General features: G+C 40.1%; 14 protein-coding genes. 4 read left to right on the plus strand and 10 right to left on the minus strand.

The window, feature by feature from the left end; translation table 11 throughout:
* Positions 1–4: 4 nt before the first annotated feature.
* The 3 genes from ACX3PZ_RS06105 to ACX3PZ_RS06115 all read right to left on the minus strand — a co-directional run bounded on the left by ACX3PZ_RS06105 (position 5) and on the right by ACX3PZ_RS06115 (position 2,501).
* A complete protein-coding gene (locus tag ACX3PZ_RS06105; RefSeq protein WP_459112248.1) occupies positions 5–274 on the minus strand; it encodes a helix-turn-helix domain-containing protein in 270 nt (89 codons plus the stop codon).
* A gap of 115 nt (positions 275–389) precedes the next feature.
* Entirely contained in the window at positions 390–1,100 is a 711-nt protein-coding gene (locus tag ACX3PZ_RS06110) for a hypothetical protein (RefSeq protein ID WP_459112249.1), read from the minus strand.
* A 48-nt stretch (positions 1,101–1,148) separates the two neighbouring features.
* Positions 1,149–2,501 (minus strand): tyrosine-type recombinase/integrase, encoded by a 1,353-nt coding sequence (locus ACX3PZ_RS06115; protein WP_459112250.1) that lies wholly within the window; start codon positions 2,499–2,501, stop codon positions 1,149–1,151.
* Positions 2,502–2,919: 418 nt separating this feature from the next.
* Here ACX3PZ_RS06115 and ACX3PZ_RS06120 point away from each other — a divergent pair, with 418 nt between their 5' ends.
* The gene (locus tag ACX3PZ_RS06120; RefSeq protein WP_459083620.1) at positions 2,920–3,237 is read left to right on the plus strand and encodes a hypothetical protein; all 318 of its coding nucleotides are present in this window, start codon (positions 2,920–2,922) and stop codon (positions 3,235–3,237) included.
* 46 nt (positions 3,238–3,283) lie between these two features.
* Here the strand turns inward: ACX3PZ_RS06120 and ACX3PZ_RS06125 are convergent, their stop codons facing one another.
* From ACX3PZ_RS06125 to ACX3PZ_RS06150, 6 genes are read right to left on the minus strand one after another with little or no spacing between them, the layout of a single operon-like run.
* On the minus strand, positions 3,284–3,655 hold the full coding sequence (locus tag ACX3PZ_RS06125; RefSeq protein WP_459112251.1) for a response regulator: 372 nt from the start codon (positions 3,653–3,655) through the stop codon (positions 3,284–3,286).
* Complete coding sequence (locus tag ACX3PZ_RS06130) at positions 3,642–4,226, minus strand: chemotaxis protein CheB (protein ID WP_459083622.1); 585 nt, start codon at positions 4,224–4,226, stop codon at positions 3,642–3,644. The genes ACX3PZ_RS06125 and ACX3PZ_RS06130 overlap by 14 nt, the downstream gene beginning before the upstream one ends.
* Position 4,227: 1 nt before the next feature.
* Positions 4,228–5,043 (minus strand): CheR family methyltransferase, encoded by an 816-nt coding sequence (locus ACX3PZ_RS06135; protein ID WP_459083623.1) that lies wholly within the window; start codon positions 5,041–5,043, stop codon positions 4,228–4,230.
* Positions 5,044–5,054: 11 nt separating this feature from the next.
* Positions 5,055–5,426 (minus strand): response regulator, encoded by a 372-nt coding sequence (locus tag ACX3PZ_RS06140; protein ID WP_459083624.1) that lies wholly within the window; start codon positions 5,424–5,426, stop codon positions 5,055–5,057.
* Between the two features lie 13 nt (positions 5,427–5,439).
* Positions 5,440–9,039 (minus strand): response regulator, encoded by a 3,600-nt coding sequence (locus ACX3PZ_RS06145; RefSeq protein ID WP_459112252.1) that lies wholly within the window; start codon positions 9,037–9,039, stop codon positions 5,440–5,442.
* 7 nt (positions 9,040–9,046) lie between these two features.
* Positions 9,047–10,186 (minus strand): hybrid sensor histidine kinase/response regulator, encoded by a 1,140-nt coding sequence (locus tag ACX3PZ_RS06150; protein ID WP_459112253.1) that lies wholly within the window; start codon positions 10,184–10,186, stop codon positions 9,047–9,049.
* A gap of 283 nt (positions 10,187–10,469) precedes the next feature.
* Between ACX3PZ_RS06150 and ACX3PZ_RS06155 the strand changes: the two genes are divergently transcribed.
* The 3 genes from ACX3PZ_RS06155 to ACX3PZ_RS06165 are packed head-to-tail and all read left to right on the plus strand — an operon-like array spanning position 10,470 to position 12,441.
* Entirely contained in the window at positions 10,470–11,645 is a 1,176-nt protein-coding gene (locus tag ACX3PZ_RS06155) for a thioredoxin family protein (RefSeq protein ID WP_459112254.1), read from the plus strand.
* The gene (locus ACX3PZ_RS06160; RefSeq protein ID WP_459083628.1) at positions 11,645–12,232 is read left to right on the plus strand and encodes a DUF3575 domain-containing protein; all 588 of its coding nucleotides are present in this window, start codon (positions 11,645–11,647) and stop codon (positions 12,230–12,232) included. The genes ACX3PZ_RS06155 and ACX3PZ_RS06160 overlap by 1 nt, the downstream gene beginning before the upstream one ends.
* A 2-nt stretch (positions 12,233–12,234) precedes the next feature.
* Positions 12,235–12,441 carry a hypothetical protein gene (locus ACX3PZ_RS06165; protein WP_459083629.1) on the plus strand — a complete coding sequence of 69 codons (207 nt, stop codon included), beginning with the start codon at positions 12,235–12,237 and terminating at the stop codon, positions 12,439–12,441.
* On the opposite strand, the gene ACX3PZ_RS06170 is transcribed toward ACX3PZ_RS06165, so the two are convergent.
* Positions 12,438–13,634 carry an exo-beta-N-acetylmuramidase NamZ family protein gene (locus ACX3PZ_RS06170; protein ID WP_459083630.1) on the minus strand — a complete coding sequence of 399 codons (1,197 nt, stop codon included), beginning with the start codon at positions 13,632–13,634 and terminating at the stop codon, positions 12,438–12,440. The genes ACX3PZ_RS06165 and ACX3PZ_RS06170 overlap by 4 nt on opposite strands.
* Positions 13,635–13,636: the final 2 nt, after the last annotated feature.

Consider the following 13,636-nt stretch of genomic DNA (forward strand, 5'->3'; position numbering starts at 1 on the left):
TGCTCTATTTTTTTGTTATGTTGTTAGAAATTTCCTCAAGTATTTCAGACCTTTTTAGCATTACACGATTGCCTATTTTATAGGTTTTAATCCTGCCTTGTTTTGCCCAATTCCAAATCGTAACATCAGTAACGTTTAGTAATTCACACGCTTCTTTTCGTGTTATAAGTTCTTCCGGTTCTCGTTTACGTGCGAGTAGGTTTTTTATTTCCTGCATTTCAGTAAACATTTTCTCAATTGTTCCACTTGGTAACGTTTCAAAAATTGTTTGCATAGATTAAAATTTTATTTGTTTTGTCTGTTGCAAAATTGCCTTTAAAAGTGTACCCTATTGGAAACAAAAACGTCCCAATTAAGGGACGATTTATTGAATTGAAATTTATATTTTATTACTTTTTACTCATCTTAATTTGATTGTATAAGCTTTCTTTTTTGGTGGTGGTGCAACTATTAAATGTTTTAAGTTTTCCTAAAATAACATCGTAATTTTCTAAATTATTTCTAAATAATGATTCACCTACATTTGATTGCAAAAATCCATCTTTTTCCATTACTCTGAATATAAATGAATAATCGGAATGACTTTTTTTATCTTTATGCAGTTCGTGCCATTCTTTAAATATTTGCTCACCTTTTTCGGTAGTGAAAACGTGATGGGGTGGCATAGTTCCGCCTTCATTGTTCTTTGCTCGGTCAAAAGCTCTATTGATATTAAATAACACCGATTCCAACGCTTTCAAAGTTATTTCTGTTTTGTAATTCTCGTTTTCAATATCAATTGATGATTCAGAATTTAATATAATATCGACTTTAGATTTTAGCCTTTCAATTTCTTTTTTGGCTTGTTCTGGAGTGTCATAAGGTCTAGGACTTAATTCATTTAATTTAATCTCTTCTTCTAATTTCTTTATTTTTTCTTCACGCTTATTCACAATCGCTGTGAATAGTTCTTTAATGCCTTTGTTTAAACCGCTGAAAAATTCAATAAGAGAGTATTTTTCTTCTTTTGCGTTTTCGTATTCTCTATAAAAATAAAGGTGTAAATGGCTTCTCGTGTTCTCGTCTAAAACCCCATTAACTATAATTTTTTTGTAATCCATTTTTTTTCCTTTGAGTTATTTAGAATTATTATAAATAATATCTTTGATTTATACAATTTTTAAAGGTGCGACTAAATTTATTTTAGAAAGTTTACCGTTATAGTAATCATTCATAAGTCGGGCGTTTTCTTCTGGTGAGGTGCGGACGTATTCGATAAATTGGGATTCTGTTTTATGACCCGTTAGGCTCATCAGTACGATAAGTGGTAATGCTTTTGATTTATACATATTGGTAGCAAATGACCGTCTGCAGGAATGCGAAGAGATAAGCTCCCATTTCTCATAAATTCCCTTTATTTTTCGCTGTTTATCTTCACCATTAATTTTTACAGTCATTAACTTACTGCCTTCAACTTCGTTATTTATTTCTGCAAGTTGCACCACCTCCTTTACATATTCGTTAAATTTTTGGTCGCTTATCGTCTTGGGGAACGCTCCGTTCCGTTTATCTAAAATGGCCCTCAATTGGGGGTGCATTCCGATACCTACCTTTTTATTTGTCTTCTGGGTTGTGATGGTAATAACCTCATCTTTAATATTTGTAATGTCAAGCCTTTTGAAGTCTGAAATGCGCAAACCCGTCCAAAGACCGATTATAAAAATATCACGAACATTATTAAGACGTGGATTCGTCGATAAGTCCAGATTAAAGATTTTGTTTATTTCTGCTTCATTCAAATAGACTGCACTTGCATCTTCTGAAACGGAAGTGAATTTGTTTTTCTTTTGAAAATCTAAAGCAATGGGTAATTTCCTTTCATCTGATTCAATCAAACCAAGAAAGGTTTTTAGCACAGTAATATATTTGCCCGACGTGTTTTCATTGAGGTTGTCAACTTCACGTAAATAGTGTAAAAATGGCTTATAAAACTTTTGATAAGTAATGTCTTCAAATCTAAAATGAGTGGCTTCATGGCTCTCAAATTCCTTTATTTTGGACAAAGTGCTTTTGTAGGTTTTTACGGTTGCAGGAGATAACGGCTTTTTAGTCTTGGCGTGTAGTAGATTCTTTTTGTCATCTAAAAACTTCGTAATCCAATCAGTTAGAAAATATTCGTCTGATGAGGTTTCTGTTTTGTCAATTCGCTTGGTGAAATTCTTAATAGTGTCTTTTAACCAATTATTCTCAATTGTCAAAGATTTTGAAAAGTCCTCATTGTATTTTGCAATAAGGTATATTTTTAAGTCTGCGAGATAATTATTTATTTGCTCCTTGCTTTCAATGCCAGAATGATGAGATTGAGAAACATTTCTAATTTCCTCTTTGTCTGGATTCCAAAGTTTTAGAGTAGTTTGCTTTTCAGTCCATGCGACTTTATCGAATCTTCTGCCGTCTCGCAACCGAACGAATATTTTTTTCAAATCGTTATCGGTGTCTTTTATGAAGTACTTAATTTTCATATTGCTTTGCTTGGGTTAAACAAAGATACAAAAAGTCCCACCAAAGTCCCACATTTATTTAATATTAATTACTTTCCTTTAATATGCTTTAATCTAGTAATCTCTAAAATCCTTTATTAATAGGCGTTTTTGGTGTTAAGTGGGTTTAGTGGTATTAATAGGGTTCGACTTCTGGAGAAACCACTAAAAGCGTTTGGTATTACTACTAAACGCTTTTTTTGTGTCTTTTTTTATTGAAAACTTTATTAAGAGAAAAATCAAATTTTTCTTTCGGTAGTACCGAAGGACTAGGGATGAATTGTGAATTAATCTTTTCAATTTCGCTGCAGTAACCCATTCTTTATTCGTGCAAATGCCAAAACTCAACGAGTAGTGAAAGGGGTAAGGTACACGAAAAAGATTTAGAAAATTAACTCTTATGAAAGCAGAAAGCCACCTAGCCGCGTTCTTTTATTTTATTGCACGATCGAAAAAATTAACCCCCACCCACATAAGCATCTATTTGTGCTTATGCCACCAGTGGAGCGCGCAAAATTACACAGAGTCTTTTCAGATTTCTAGAAGGGAAATCATGAGCAAAAGTAGGATTCAGTCGAATTCCACGTACCATCGATGCATTCAAGATTTGCAAGCTATGGATCTGATTCTATATTTCCCCTCGTACCATCCAAAGCAGGGGAGTCTCGTGTATGTAAAACCTTTAGGGGAAATTCCGGGTAGAGAGAAAAGTATTTAACCCTTGCAAAGAAAAGTGTCTTCCTATGGGAAGAATGGAAGTAAATCTACTTTTCTTTTTTTAAAGCTTGCAAGGTTAGATTTTCAAAATCTTCAATATCAAAGGGCTTTTCTAAGTAATGATCCGCACCTGCCATTCTCGCAAGCGATTCTATGTTGGTGTTGGCGGTAAAATAAACCACGGGAATATGGGAGAATTTCTCCGACGCTTTAATCATTTGTGTCGCCTGCACTCCGCTAATATCAGGTAACCAATTGTCCATGAAAATAAGATCTGGCGTAAACTGCTCCAATTGAGAAAGTAGATCGGTTGTGGTGGGAGAAAATTTCACCTCACAACCTAAGTCTTGTAAAATCTCAACGCATAATTCAAGGATTTCTTCGTTGTCGTCAAATAAAAATACTTTAGATTTTGCCATAAGAATCGTCGTTTAAAGAATTAAGTAAGGGGGCGATTTGTTCTGGTTTTAAAACATGATCAATGGGAGCATGATCAATTGCATTTTGCGGCATGAAAGAAACCTGCGCAGATTCAGGATCTTGTACGAGGGTGAGTCCTCCTCTTTCTTTTACTTTTTGAAGACCACTCGTTCCGTCTGAATTTGCTCCAGAAAGGAGTAGTGCTACTAGGCCTTCTTCAAAGGTATCGGCGGCGGACTCAAAACTTACATCGATGGAAGGACGAGAAAAGTTGACCTTTTCAGAGGCATCTAAAGAAAGTGTTCTGTCTTTTTCCATGAGGAGATGATAGCCTGGAGGCGCAATGTAAAGCGTAGAGGCCTCTAAGGTCTCCTTTTCTTCCGCTTCTTTTACTTTTAATTGAGTCTTGGAAGCGAGCAGTTCAGTGAGCATTTCTTCTTTGCCTGCTTTTCGGTGCACCACAAGAATTATTGGAAACAAAAGGGAGGCACTGAGACTCGGCAGAAATTTAAAGAGTATGTTTAAACTTCCGGCTGAACCACCAATCACTAAGGCTTTGCAAGTTCTCATTTTATCTTAATTTTCTCCATATTTTGGCCCCAGGCATTCTTTCGTAGTTTTTCGTTATCGGGGAAAAGTCGAGGCTTTCTTTCGTCCCTAAAGCAATGTAACCAAAAGTTTCTAAACTCTGGTCAAAAAGAGTAAACACACCGTTTTGCAGTTCTCGATCGAAATAAATAATCACATTGCGACAAAGAATGAGTTGAAATTCGTTGAACGAATGGTCTGTGACTAAATTATGGGTCGAGAAGATAATTTTGCTTTTTAATTCGCTCGAGAGTTTTCCTAAAGAGTAATTGGCTGAATAATAATCAGAGAATTGCTCCGTACCCCCAGAGGCGAGGTAGTTCTCCGTATAAAGCTTCAATTTGTTCAATGGAATCATGGCTTGAGAAGCGGTCTCAAGAACGGCCGAATTTAAATCCGTCGCATAAATTAAACTCTTATCAAGTAATTTGAGTTCCTTTAATAGAATGGCCACAGAGTAGGCTTCTTCGCCCGTACTGCAACCTGCAATCCAAATGCGGATAAACGGATAGGTTCGTAGTTTAGGTAGAATTTCTTCACGAAGATTTTTGTAAAATTCAGGATCACGGAACATTTCGGTTACGTTGATTGTAATCTCTTCTAGAAAACGTTTGAAATAAGATTTGTCGGTTCGGATTCGATACCGGTACTCTGCGAAACTGACAAATTTATCGAGAGCAAATAGGCGAACGATCCGACGCTTGAGAGAGGCTCTCGAATAGCCCGTAAAGTCGTAGCCATACAATTCAAGAATGTCGGATAGTAAAAGTTCAATATGCTCGTCTTCAAAAGATTCCAAAACAGATGTTTTTATAAGTAGGTTTGTAATACGGCTAAGAGTTGATCCATAGCCACAGGTTTGGAAAGGTAGCCGTCCGCTCCCGCCTCAAGGCATTTTTCCTTGTCTCCAGTCATCGCTTGGGCGGTCACTGCAATGACGGGTATGTTCTGAAGGACAGGATTTTTCTTGATTTCTGTAAGAGCTTGGTATCCATCCATCTCAGGCATCATCATGTCGAGTAAAACCAGTCCAATGCTCGGGTCTGTCTTTAAAAGCTCTAAGCCTTTTCTCGCACTTTGCGCTGAAATACTTACATACCCCTTCGCTTTTAGAACCGCACTAAGGGCGTAAATGTTTTTGCTGTCGTCGTCTATGACTAGAATTTTTTTTGTCGGGTTCATGGATTGTTTTTTTTTAGGTTCTATCGTAAAGCCAAACTCTCAATAGCGAAATGAGTTGATCAATGTCGACCGGTTTAGAAATGTAATCCGAAGCTCCAGCGGCAATGCATTTTTCACGGTCTCCCATCATCGCTTTGGACGTGACAGCAAGGATAGGTAGCGTTTTGTGCGAAGGGTTGGTTCGGATTTGACCGATGGTTTCGTATCCGTCCATTTCCGGCATCATCATGTCCATTAGGACAATGTCAATTTGAGAATTCTCATCCAGGGTTTTAAGAGCTTCTTTGCCGTCTAAGGCAGGCAGTACATTCATCCCGTGAAGCTCTAAGGCTTTAGTGAGGGAGAAAATGTTACGCACGTCGTCGTCCGCTATAAGTACGGTTTTGTCCTTAAGAATATTTCTAAGCGTGCTTTGGGTATCGGCAGAAGATTGTTTTTTGTCCTTTTTGTTTTTCTCTTCTACCAAATGCAAAAACAGTCCCGCTTCGTCCAAAATACGCTGGTAAGAATGGGCGGTTTTCACGACGATAGAGTCCGCGTATTTTTTGATCCGCGTTTCTTCTCCTTTGGATAGGTTTTTTCCTGTAAACACGATGATAGGCAGCTTCTCGAGTCCCTCTTGCTCTTTGATGGTCTCAAGGGTTTCATAAGCCAATCGGTCTGGAACGCCCATGTCGAGAATGACGCAGTCTACTTTATGGCTTGTGAGGGAATCAATACTTTCATCGACGTTGGTTGCGATCGCGTTGGAAATAGAGTTCGTGCTTAAGAAATAACTAAGTGCCTTGGCATGCTGCGGATTTTCTTCCACAATGAGAACCTTTTTTGGAGAGCGACTGATCGCTTTTTCTAAGGTGTTGAAAATAACTTGCATTTGCTCTAAGGCAAATGGCTTGTTAATGAAATCCACTGCGCCCCTTAAAAGGCTCTCATGCTTAAATTTCATTGAAGACATGATGTGTACAGGGATCGGTTTGGTTTTTGGATTCGATTTAAGTACTTCCATTACTTGCCATCCGTCCATTATTGGCAATTGAATGTCTAATAAAATGGCGAGAGGATTGTAGTGTTCGGCGAGCTCGATTCCTTGGTCACCTCTGACGGATACAAGTCCTTTGTATCCTTTTTTGCGGGCGTAATCCAGAAGGATTTTTGCAAACGAAGTGTCGTCCTCAATGATCAAAATAATTTTATCGTCTTTTTGGATCGTATCGCGGTCATCCTCGACAGCTTTGGGAATGCTAGAAGATAGGTAGCGCTGCTGTCCCTCCTCTGCAGGTTCTTTAGGAGCGAGTACTGTAGGAATTGCCTCAAAAGTCTCTGTCACTTGCTCCTGGCGAACCTCGGATACTTCTGTGGCATTGATTGGAATAATAAGAGTAAAAGTGCTTCCTTTTCCTTCCTTGCTAGAGAGGGTAATCTCTCCCCCTAAAAGTTTAGAAAGCTCACGGCTAATGGAGAGGCCTAGACCGGTTCCTCCGTATTTACGCTGCGTAGATCCGTCCGCCTGTTGGAAGGCTTCAAAGACCATTTGAATTTTGTTTTTTGCAATTCCAATGCCTGTATCCGACACTTTGAAATGCACCTGGCCTTGGTCCTTGTCACTGGAGATGTCAAGCGTTACTGTGCCCTCGGAGGTGAATTTTAACGCATTGGAAAGGAGGTTTCGAAGGATTTGTTCCACACGCAATCTGTCCGTGTAAAGAGTTTCTATTTCTAAATCCTTTGTTTTGATTTCAAGCTTTAAGTTCTTTTCTTTGGCGATTTCTCCAAAGAGCATTTGCATGCTATGGGTAATCTCTTTAACGTGCACCGTATGGAGTTCTAAGTTCATCTTTCCCGATTCAATTTTCGAGAGATCTAAAATCTCATCGATTAAGGTAAGGAGTCCTTGTCCGGAACTATGAATTACACTGGCGTATTCCACGTATTGCTCTTCCAATTCCTCTGTTTCGGTCATCAGTTTGGATAAAAGAAGAATTGAGTTGAGTGGGGTGCGCAGTTCGTGCGACATGTTAGCCAGGAATTCTGATTTGTATCGTGTGCTCTGTTCTAAGGCAATTGACTTTTGTTGAATGTCTAGGTTTCTCTGTTCAATCAGTTCATTCTGCTCCTCTAGTAAGCTCGTGCGCTCTTCTAGTTCTTGGTTAGATTGCAAAAGTTCTTCTTGTTGAACGCGAAGTTCTTCCTCGGAGGCTAGTAATTTTTGAGACTGCGCTTCCAGTTCTGAATTAATATTCTCCAGTTCCGATTGCTGGCTCATGAGTTCCTCACTCTGCGCCTGGGTTTCTTCTAAAAGTTCTTGAAGTCTAATGCGATTCTGCGTATCAAAAATAGAAAGACCGATGGTACCTGCTGCACTGCGCAAAAACTCAAGTTCGGTTTCACAGTAAGTATGGGTCGAGGCAATCTCCAACACACCTAGGGGCATGTTGTGACGAGAAAGGGGAAGAATTAATAAATTGGTAGGCAAAGTTTTTCCACTCGAATACGTAACGGAGGGGGAATTCTCATTAAACTCCTGCACAAGAATTTCATTTCTCGATTGGAAGGCCTGACCTAAAAGTCCTTCTCCTATCGCGATTCTTCTCTGCATTGCACTAGAATCCAGGGCAAAACTTCCTTTTAAATGAAGTTGATGGTCCTCTTCTTCGAGAAGGTAAATGGCTCCTAAGAAACTTTTTGTTTTGCTCGTTAGGAACTCCAAGATTTCGTTACTAAGAGTCTCTAAGCTTTTCTCTCCCAACATTCGTTCACTCAGTTGAGCACTCGCAGAGCTTAACCACTGTTTGTCCTCTAAGAGTTTGAAGGACGAATCCAAAGAGTCGGACATTCGATTTAAAGAGATTGCCACTGTGCCTAGGGTATTCTGCATGTTTTGGTCCCATTTGATATTGTAATCGCCCGAAGAAATCTGTTCTGCGACCTTTCCAATGGCTAGAAGACGGTTTTCGCTCTCTTCGTTTTTCTTTTCTACTTCTTGACTGAGAGAAAGGGTTTTTTTATAGCTTTCGTTTATTTTCCGAAAGAAATAGAAAGTAATTAGAAAGGCGAGCAGGGCAGAGGCCACGATTAATAGAGGTGTATACGAGGCAAAACTATCCATTCGATTGGTGCGCTTTTGAAGCAGGGCTTGCTCCTCTTGCTGCATGCGTACAACGGCCGATCGAATGTTATCCATTTGGGTTTTTCCCTCCATCAATTCTAGGGTTGAAGTGCCGCCGTGTACCTCTCGTAAGGCTATGTTTTGATCTAGTAATTTCACGCGAGCCTGGATGCTTTCGCTTAAAAACTGAAAATTGGCCCTTTGTTTATCGCTATCACTTAACTCTAAGCGAACTTCTTCTACGGCCGTGCTAATTTTTTTCTTCCCTTCCTCAAAGGAGGGTAAGAATTGAGTATCGCGCGTAAGAAGGTATCCTCTTTGAGCCGTCTCCACATCTTTCACTAAAGAGAAAAGGGTGGAAATGTCTTGAATGGTCTCGTTGCTCTTTTTTACTTGCGTAGAACTCTTAATTAGATTGGTAATGCTAATATAAGAGGCCACGGAACTGGCAAGGAGAACCAAAAGTGCAAGTCCGAGACCGTAAAGTAAATTGGATTTAAAATTCATGCTTGGTTTATTGAGTTGCCCCTTCATGAGGGATTGGGGTTAGTTGTAGAGGAAGGCTAAAGAAAAATTCAGAGCCAAACCCGGGTTTGGAATGCACTCCTACAGTACCTTCGTGGCGGTGAATGATTTCTTTGCAAATATAGAGTCCGATTCCAAGACCTTGGAAGCGTTCAGAGGATTCCTCAATTCGGTAAAATTTATCAAAGACTTTTCGGCGATTTTCTTCACTCATCCCAATGCCTTTGTCGCGGACCGAGAAAAAGACTTGGTTGTCTTTCTCGTAGGTTTTGATAATAACCTCGGTTTCGCCCGGAGAGTATTTAATTGCATTGGTCAAGAAATTAATGACCACCTGTTCAATTCGGTTTTCATCGCCATAGATTAGTTCACTATAATGAACTTCGTGCTGAAATTCGATGGAGGGATTTGAGGGTTGCATCACCTCTAAGACCCGATCTACCAAACTACTCATCGAGAAGTAGTTTTGGTTAAGGCGCATCTTGCCACTTTCAATATTAGAAATGTCAAGAAGATCCGCAATGAGTAGGTTTAGCTTTTCAATTTGATTTTGAACTTTGCTCAGCCTTACTTTTGTGGTTTCAATATCGCCTTTCAGAAGGCTTCGCTCCATGAGTTGAATATAGCCCTTGACGCTCGTCATCGGAGTTTTTAACTCGTGACTTGCGATGCTAATAAACTCGTCTTTTTTTCGTTCTGCATCTTTTCGAGTTTCTATTTCTGCGCGAAGGGTGTCTTGCATTAAATTGAGCGCCCTGTTTTGTTCGTAAATGCGGTAAAAGGTTTTTACTTTTAATAGCAGAATATTCATATCCACCGGTTTGGTGATGTAATCCAGTCCACCGGAGGAGTATCCACGCGTGATCAAACTTAGATTAGCACTGGCCGCAGACAGGAAAATAATGGCGGTTTCTTTGGCTCTTGAAAAGCCTGAAATGGCCTCTGCTACTTCAAATCCATCCATTTCTGGCATTTGAACATCCAGAATAATTAATACATAGGATTGGTTTAATATTTTTCGGAGTGCCTCTTTACCAGAAGACGCGGTATCGACTGTGAAATTGTTTTTTTCGAGTACTTTTTTCAGTGAAATGATGTTCTGTGGAGAGTCGTCAACAATTAGAATCATGAGCTCAAAACGATTATCGGTTTTTAGATGCTTGCAATATAGCAATTTTGAGAGGTTTGAGGTCTTATATAATTTCCATTTTTAAGCTCTTTTTTTCTTTCCGCTTTTAAGAAGAAAGCATTGAATTGTCGTATTTTCTCAATAGGAGCAATTAAAGCACTCTGTAATCGTCTAATTTTGTTTTCATTACGGAATTATCTTAAATTTTACATAAAATCAGAGAAAGCGAAGGGTTGTATTGAAGCGTTTTTCTGTATATTTACCCTATCATTAGACTGAGAATATGAATAGAATAGTGGCCCTTTTGGTGTTTTTTGTGAGCGTGCTAGGGTATGCGAAGGGAGGAATTGAGTTTAATGATTCTCCGTTTTCGGATCTTTTAGTGGAGGCGGGCAAACAAGATAAACTCATTTTTATCGATGCGTACGCCGTTTGGTGTGGACCTTGTAAACTCATGGAGAAAAACGTGTTTCCGGACGAGACCGTGGGAGATTTTTACAATTCCAATTTCATCAACACCCATATTGACATGGAAAAAGGCGAGGGGAAAGATCTCGCACTGACCTATGGGGTGAATACCTTTCCGCATTATTTATTTTTAGATGCCCAGGGCGAGGTGCTAGTAAGAGGCTATGGATATTTAAATAAGGAAGCATTAATTGGACTAGGCCAAAAGGCGCTAGACCAGAAAAAACAGGGCAGTGTCAAGAATCGCTTTGAAAAGGGAGAAACGGATCTCGCTTTTTTAATGGAGGCAAGCAAGAAGTATCTTAGCTCAGAGCCTCAGTTCGCGAAAAAAGTGGTCAACCGTTATTTTGAAATCAAACCGATGGGACCCTATAGCCATGAAGAAGTGGCGCTGCTTCTTTCGTCTATTGAATCTACAAAAGATAAAACGTTCGAAGTCTTTTCTAAGAACAAAAAGAATATTTTAGAGCTTTTGCCACGCGATATTTACGATTCGTATGAGCAAAGAATACGGCTTAACACCCTAGCCAAGTCGGCTATGGATATAGAGAAAGGGATTTTAGACGAATCTCTTTTTTTGAATGGAGCAATTAAACTTTTAGGACCTGAAAAAGGGAATTTGGAGCTCCACCGATTGGCTATGAATTTTTACCCCTCTGTGGGCGATTTTGAAAAATATGAGAATGCCGCGATTTCCTATCTTCAAAAGGGAGAGTCGATTGAGAGTTCTGTATTAGACGAGGCATGCTATTTGTTTTGGAAACACATTCAAGATCCACAGGCCCTTTCTAAGGCTGTCCTTTGGGCGGAGCAGTCCGTCGAAAGAGAAGCTCGTATGGAAAACACCTATCTTCTTGCGCTTTTGCACCAGAAATTAGGAAATACAGAGCTTGCGAGCAGCAGCGCAAATCTGGCCCTTGCCCTTGTGAAGAAAGAAGGAAGAGATCCTTCTCTGGTGCAAGAACTAATTAGTGAGCTTGAAAACAGTTAATGAAACCCATTTTTTTTCTTACGAGCCTTGTTTGGCTTGGAACCACTCATTTTTCTGCGCAGCAGCAAGCAGAAGATCACAAACTCTTTTTGAAAGGCAACGCCCTTCTTGCTCCCGCGCTCATCTTAAATGCAGGAGCTGAATACCAGCTCTCCCGCAAACAAACCCTTCAAGCGGACATCCTGGTATCCCCTTGGAAATCCTTTGTAGGAAACCATATGCAAGTCTACATGGGACATATTGAGGGAAGACATTATTTTAAATCCGCAATGGACGGATTTTATTTAGGACTAAACGCAGGGTTTGGTCTATACGATTTAACGAAGTGGAATTACATCGGAACGGAAAAATTTCAAAGAGGATTTAATTTCATGGTCGGAGCAACCCTTGGATATCAGTGGCAGATTCATGAGAAGTGGAATCTAGATGCTTTTATCGGAGGGGGAACCAGTCAAGGAATGTACCACGGGTATGAGCAAGTTCCACCCGACAAATGGATTCGTTACGACCAAGCGGAAGGTTGGAATAAAAGTGGAGAATGGCTTCCGTACCGCGGAGGGCTTATGGTCTCTTATAAACTGAACTAATTATGAAACTATTCGGAAAAGCACACATTGTATTTTCAATCATTACTTTTGCCCTAATTTTTGGGATGAACTATATTGGCAGCGATGCAGAGGACAGGCTTTCTCGCGCACTATTAAATGGCGCCGCAGGCGTGATTGGACTGTCTATTGGTATGTTTATCCTTTACAAAAACAAGGACGATAAAAACAAACCTGAGCCGTTCGATTAGTTCGGGTAAATGATGTATTTGCTGCGAATGGCCTCAAAAGAAATGAGTCCCTTCTCCCACGATTCTCGAATCTCTGATTCGGACTTGCCTTCTACGATTTGTTTGCGTAGAGCATCCGTTCCTGCCAGTTTATCAAAAAATAGATTCTTCAAAAAGAAATTTTGATTTGGATTCTTGTATGCCTGATAGGCTTTTAGAAGATACGAAAGATCTAATTTGCGTAAATCCGTAGGCTCAAGCGACAGATTTTCTCCATAACTTTTTTTCCCGTTTAAGAAAGGGTCGCTTGCTCCGGGCATCGGTTTTGGCGTAAAGCTATAAGGAAGTGAGGGCGTCCAAGGACTGCCATAGACTTCAAACGGGAGATTCGTTCCCCGACCTACAGAAACCTGCGTGCCCTCAAAAAAGCATAACGAGGGATAAAGGTTAATCGCCTGGTCCGTCGGTAAGTTCGGAGAGGGTTTTACCCGCATCGGATACCGCTCTTTTTTATGGTATCCTAGCATCGGAATGAGCGTATAGGAAGGCTTTACTTTGTTTTTAAGCCATCCCTCTTCAATGGTCATTTTTCCATATTCTCCAATGGTAAGTCCATAGACTACGGGCACAGGATGAAGACCTACAAAACTTGAAAATTTAGATTCTAAAATAGGTCCGTCGGTATATCCATCGTGCGGATTCGGACGATCTAAGACGATGACTTCTATCTTTTGTTCGGCCGCAGCTTCTAGAACGTACGCGAGTGTGGAGATGTATGTGTAGAAACGAACTCCTACATCTTGAATGTCAAACAAGATAAGATCGACGCCTGCTAGCTGAGCGGCAGATGGTTTTTTATTGCTTCCATAGAGCGAAAGAACGGAGAGTCCCGTTTTTGTATCCACTCCATTTTTAACCACGGCGCCTGCATCCGCTGTTCCTCTAAAGCCGTGTTCGGGCGCAAAAATGTGTTTGATTTTGATGTTTTGAGAGACCAAGTAATCCACAAGATGCTGCCCATCCTCTAAGAGTCCCGTTTGGTTGGTGACCACGGCCACCGATTTGCCCTCTAACAGCGGCAAATAGAGCTCAGGTCGGTCTGCGCCCGCCTTAAAGCATTCCTTTGAGGAGGTCTGCGCGGATAACCCAGCGATTGCTGCGTAAAAAATTAGGCTTGTAAGAAGTAAAGTTTTAATTTTGAGGCTAAAATTCATCG

The sequence above is a fragment of the Chryseobacterium sp. A321 genome (assembly GCF_054489265.1).

Bases quoted from the DNA above. Each gene is read 5' to 3' on its own strand.
- ACX3PZ_RS06115 (WP_459112250.1), bottom strand. From the start codon at position 2,501: ATGAAAATTAAGTACTTCATAAAAGACACCGATAACGATTTGAAAAAA.
- ACX3PZ_RS06110 (WP_459112249.1), bottom strand. From the start codon at position 1,100: ATGGATTACAAAAAAATTATAGTTAATGGGGTTTTAGACGAGAACACG.
- ACX3PZ_RS06145 (WP_459112252.1), bottom strand. From the start codon at position 9,039: ATGAATTTTAAATCCAATTTACTTTACGGTCTCGGACTTGCACTTTTG.
- ACX3PZ_RS06170 (WP_459083630.1), bottom strand. From the start codon at position 13,634: ATGAATTTTAGCCTCAAAATTAAAACTTTACTTCTTACAAGCCTAATT.
- ACX3PZ_RS06140 (WP_459083624.1), bottom strand. From the start codon at position 5,426: ATGAACCCGACAAAAAAAATTCTAGTCATAGACGACGACAGCAAAAAC.
- ACX3PZ_RS06105 (WP_459112248.1), bottom strand. From the start codon at position 274: ATGCAAACAATTTTTGAAACGTTACCAAGTGGAACAATTGAGAAAATG.
- ACX3PZ_RS06160 (WP_459083628.1), top strand. From the start codon at position 11,645: ATGAAACCCATTTTTTTTCTTACGAGCCTTGTTTGGCTTGGAACCACT.
- ACX3PZ_RS06155 (WP_459112254.1), top strand. From the start codon at position 10,470: ATGAATAGAATAGTGGCCCTTTTGGTGTTTTTTGTGAGCGTGCTAGGG.
- ACX3PZ_RS06150 (WP_459112253.1), bottom strand. From the start codon at position 10,186: ATGATTCTAATTGTTGACGACTCTCCACAGAACATCATTTCACTGAAA.
- ACX3PZ_RS06130 (WP_459083622.1), bottom strand. From the start codon at position 4,226: ATGAGAACTTGCAAAGCCTTAGTGATTGGTGGTTCAGCCGGAAGTTTA.
- ACX3PZ_RS06165 (WP_459083629.1), top strand. From the start codon at position 12,235: ATGAAACTATTCGGAAAAGCACACATTGTATTTTCAATCATTACTTTT.
- ACX3PZ_RS06120 (WP_459083620.1), top strand. From the start codon at position 2,920: ATGAAAGCAGAAAGCCACCTAGCCGCGTTCTTTTATTTTATTGCACGA.
- ACX3PZ_RS06125 (WP_459112251.1), bottom strand. From the start codon at position 3,655: ATGGCAAAATCTAAAGTATTTTTATTTGACGACAACGAAGAAATCCTT.